The organism is Mesorhizobium sp. M7A.T.Ca.US.000.02.2.1, assembly GCF_003996995.1.
Lineage (GTDB): Bacteria > Pseudomonadota > Alphaproteobacteria > Rhizobiales > Rhizobiaceae > Mesorhizobium.
The window spans coordinates 1-3,807 of the sequence record NZ_RZTT01000504.1 but is presented as its reverse complement, the minus strand read 5'-3'; the positions used below and the strand labels follow the sequence as shown (position 1 = coordinate 3,807).

Sequence of the window (3,807 nt, the reverse complement as noted above, 5' to 3'; positions counted from 1 at the left end):
TTGCGCGACCTCGTCGTGGTCAAGAAATCGGGCCGCAAAGTGCCCTTCGACCGCGACAAGCTGCTGCGTTCGGTGGAGATCGCCGTGCGCAAACGCAATGTCGATCCCGAGCGCATCGACCGCGCGGTGACCGGCATCGTGCGCCAGCTCGAAAGTTCCGGCGAGACTGAGGTTGCTTCGGGAGAAGTCGGCCGGCTGGTCATGGAAGCGCTGAAATCGCTCGACGATGTCGCCTATGTGCGTTTCGCCTCGGTCTACCGCAATTTTCGCGAGGCCAAGGATTTCCACGAATTGCTGGGCGAGCTCAAGGGCGACGAAATCAAGGGTGAAGAGGAAGCCAGCTGAGCATGACTGCAAGCGAACAGGCCGCCCTTGATCGCCGCTTCATGGCGGCGGCACTCAGACTGTCGCGAAAAAATGCCGGGCGCACCGCGACCAATCCGTCCGTCGGCACGCTGATCGTGCGCGATGACGGCAACGGTCCGATGATCGTCGGCACCGGCGTCACCGCTGTCGGCGGCCGCCCGCATGCCGAGACCGAGGCCCTGGCCGAGGCCGGCGACCTCGCGCGCGGCGCCACCGCTTACGTCACGCTGGAGCCTTGCGCCCATCACGGCCGCACGCCGCCTTGCGCCAATGCGCTGGTCAATGCCGGTGTAGCGCGCGTCGTCGGTGCGGCCAGCGATCCCGATTCGCGCGTGTCCGGCAAGGGCTACGCTATCCTGCGTGCCGCCGGTGTCGAGGTGGTCGAGAAGGTGTTGGCCGAGCAAGCCGCCGAGCAGATGGCCGGCTATTTGATCCGATCATTAAGAAAACGCCCGGAAGTGATTCTCAAGCTTGCGCTTTCCAGCGACGGAAATATCGGCAGGGAAGGCGGTGGGCAGGTGTCGATCACCGGCGATATTGCGCGCCGCGAAGTGTATCTGATGCGGGCCGAGGCGGACGGCATACTGGTTGGTATCGGCACGGCCCTTGAGGACGATCCGGCCCTGACGGTGCGTTTGCCGGGGCTGGAGAACCGTTCGCCTGCCCGCATCGTGCTCGACCGGCAGATCCGGTTGCCGGAGGCCTCGAAGCTGGTTTCGGGCGTCGACCGGGTGCCGCTCTATATCGCCGCCTGCCTGGAGGCCGATCCGCTGCGGCGCGCAGCACTCGAGCGCGCCGGCGTGCGCTTCATCGGCACCGAGACGCACGAGGGCGGCGTAGCCTTGCCGGAATTGCTCGAGGATCTGGCCGCGCTCGGCATGGCCAGCGTGCTGGTCGAGGGCGGCGCCAGGGTGGCGAGCGCCTTCCTGGCTGACGAACTGGTCGACCGCATCGTGCTGTTCCAGGGATCGGAAGCGATCGGCGATGACGGCATTGCATCGCCTGTTGACGCTGACCATATCCCGGCAGGTTTTCGCAAGCTGCGCGAGATGCGCTTTGGCGAAGACAGCTACGCCGAGTGGACAAGAGATTTTTAGGATCAACACCGATGTTCACCGGAATTGTCACCGATATCGGCACTGTCGCTTCCGTCAAGCCGCTCAGGGAAGGGGTGGGGCTGCGCATCGACACAGCCTATGACCCGCAGACCATCGCCATCGGCGCCTCGATCTCCTGCGGCGGCGTCTGCCTGACGGTGACGGCCTTGCCCGACAGCGGCTCGAATGCGCGCTGGTTCGAGGTCGAGGCCTGGGAAGAGGCGCTCAGGCTGACGACGGCCTCGGGCTGGAAATCCGGCACCAAGGTCAATCTGGAGCGGGCGCTGAAGATCGGCGACGAACTCGGCGGCCACATCGTTTCGGGCCATGTCGACGGCATGGCCGAGATCGTCGAGCGCAAGGATGAGGGCGACGCGGTGCGCTTCACGCTGGAGGCGCCGCGCGATCTGGCGAAGTTCATCGCGCCCAAGGGTTCGGTTGCGCTCGACGGCACCTCGCTCACCGTCAACAAGGTCGAAGGCGCGCGCTTCGACGTGCTTTTGATCCACCATTCGCTGACCGTGACCACTTGGGGTGAGCGCAAGGTCGGTGACCGCGTCAATCTCGAGATCGATACCATGGCCCGCTACGCGGCGCGGCTGGTGGAGGCCACGAAAGAGGGGCTTTGATGGTCAGGAATAGACGGATCTCGGCTGTGCCGGAAGAGGAATACCGGCGACGGACGCTCGAGGCCTTGGCCGATGTGGACGCTGGTCGTGTGATTGATCATCAGGCCGTGCTGGCTTGGGTTGAGAGCCTCCACGGCCATCTCAAAAACGAGGTTGGTGAACCTGAATAGGTCGGCAAACCGGGCGTGCGCAACATCTTCGCTTGCGATGAACCCGGCTTCGGCCTAAGTCACCGGCAACTCCCCGGAGACTTTTATGGCTGGTACATCCCAACACGGCAAAGCCTTCATTCGTCCGAAGGCGAAGGCGCATCTGCTCATTGTCGAAGCGCGCTTTCACGACGACCTTGCCGACGCGCTGCTCGATGGCGCGACAAGCGCGCTCGATGAAGCGGGCGCGACTTATGATGTCGTCACCGTTCCAGGTTCGCTCGAGATCCCCGCGGTGATCACCTTTGCACTGGACGGCGCAACGGAAGGCGGCACACATTATGATGGCTTTGTCGCGCTCGGCACCGTCGTCCGCGGCGACACCTATCATTTCGACATTGTCGCCAATGAATCCAGCCGAGCGCTCATGGATTTGAGCGTGCAGGACTCTGTCTGCATCGGCAACGGCATCCTCACCACCGAGAATGACGCCCAGGCCTGGACTCGCGCCAAGCGCTCGGAAGGCGACAAGGGCGGCTTTGCCGCGCGTGCGGCGCTGACCATGATTGCCCTCAAGGAACAATTGGGAGCGCGATCGTGAGCGAACCCGCTTCGCCCGGCCAGCCCACGGTGCGCCACGCCAACAAGCGCGGCGCTGCCCGTCTGGCCGCCGTGCAGGCGCTCTATCAGATGGATGTCGCCGGCAGCGGTGTCTTCGAGATCACCGCCGAATATGAGGCCTTTCGTCTCGGCAAGGAAGTCGACGGCGCGCTCTATCGCGAGGCCGATGCGCAATGGTTTCGCGCCATCCTGGCGGGTGTCGTCGAGAACCAGAAGACCATCGATCCGATCATCCGCCAGGCGCTGACCGAGGACTGGCCGCTGTCGCGGCTGGATTCGACGCTGCGCGCCATCCTGCGCGCCGGCGTCTACGAACTGATGAAGCGCGAGGATGTCCCCGTCGCCGTCATCGTCTCCGAATATGTCGACATCGCCAAGGCCTTCTACGAGGAAGACGAGCCGAAGCTGGTCAATGCCGTGCTCGACCGTGTGTCTCGCCGGGTGCGTGGCGAGGGGCGCGGCAAGGACGCATCATGACGGCGATCGCCCTCGAGACCGGTCAGGAGGCGCGCCGCACCGCGCTGATCCTCGCCGCCTCGCAGGCGATCATCGGCTCGGCGGCCCCCATCGCCATCTCCGTGGGCGCGCTGGCCGGGCAATATCTGCTTGGTCCCGACAAGTCATTGGCGACAGCGCCGATCACCGGCTTCAACATCGGCGTGGCGCTCGGCGCGCTGCCTGCAGCGGCCATCATCCGCAGCATGGGCCAGCGAAGCGGCTTCATGACCGGCACGATCGTCACGGCGCTTGGTGGCCTGATCGCCACCTTGGCGCTTTTTCAGGGCGGCTTCTGGCTGTTTGCCTTCGGCTTGCTCACGATCGGTGTCGGCGGCGCCTTCGTCCAGCAGTTCCGCTTTGCCGCCGCCGACAACGCACCGCCTGAATTCAAGGCGCGCGCCATCTCCTTCGTGCTGGCCGGCGGCGTCGTCACCGCCATCATCGGGC

At 64.9% G+C, this 3,807-nt stretch carries 5 protein-coding genes and 1 pseudogene; all 6 read left to right on the top strand.

The features are described from left to right. Positions 1–345 (top strand): ATP cone domain-containing protein (locus tag EOD15_RS30360; protein WP_127409122.1); only part of this gene is annotated, 345 nt, incomplete at its 5' end. Positions 346–347: 2 nt separating this feature from the next. After that, a complete protein-coding gene (gene ribD / locus EOD15_RS30355) occupies positions 348–1,463 on the top strand; it encodes a bifunctional diaminohydroxyphosphoribosylaminopyrimidine deaminase/5-amino-6-(5-phosphoribosylamino)uracil reductase RibD (protein ID WP_127322247.1) in 1,116 nt (371 codons plus the stop codon). 11 nt (positions 1,464–1,474) lie between these two features. Continuing rightward, the gene (locus tag EOD15_RS30350) at positions 1,475–2,092 is read left to right on the top strand and encodes a riboflavin synthase (protein WP_127322246.1); all 618 of its coding nucleotides are present in this window, start codon (positions 1,475–1,477) and stop codon (positions 2,090–2,092) included. Positions 2,093–2,347: 255 nt separating this feature from the next. Next, a complete protein-coding gene (gene ribH / locus EOD15_RS30345; protein WP_013532245.1) occupies positions 2,348–2,842 on the top strand; it encodes a 6,7-dimethyl-8-ribityllumazine synthase in 495 nt (164 codons plus the stop codon). Then, complete coding sequence (gene nusB / locus EOD15_RS30340; RefSeq protein ID WP_127322245.1) at positions 2,839–3,339, top strand: transcription antitermination factor NusB; 501 nt, start codon at positions 2,839–2,841, stop codon at positions 3,337–3,339. The genes ribH and nusB overlap by 4 nt, the downstream gene beginning before the upstream one ends. Then, positions 3,336–3,807: pseudogene (locus EOD15_RS30335) on the top strand (MFS transporter); the annotation flags it as partial. The gene nusB and the pseudogene EOD15_RS30335, both read left to right, overlap by 4 nt.

Coding starts and splice junctions, on each gene's coding strand:
- ribD (WP_127322247.1), top strand. CDS start 348: ATGACTGCAAGCGAACAGGCCGCCCTTGATCGCCGCTTCATGGCGGCG.
- EOD15_RS30350 (WP_127322246.1), top strand. CDS start 1,475: ATGTTCACCGGAATTGTCACCGATATCGGCACTGTCGCTTCCGTCAAG.
- ribH (WP_013532245.1), top strand. CDS start 2,348: ATGGCTGGTACATCCCAACACGGCAAAGCCTTCATTCGTCCGAAGGCG.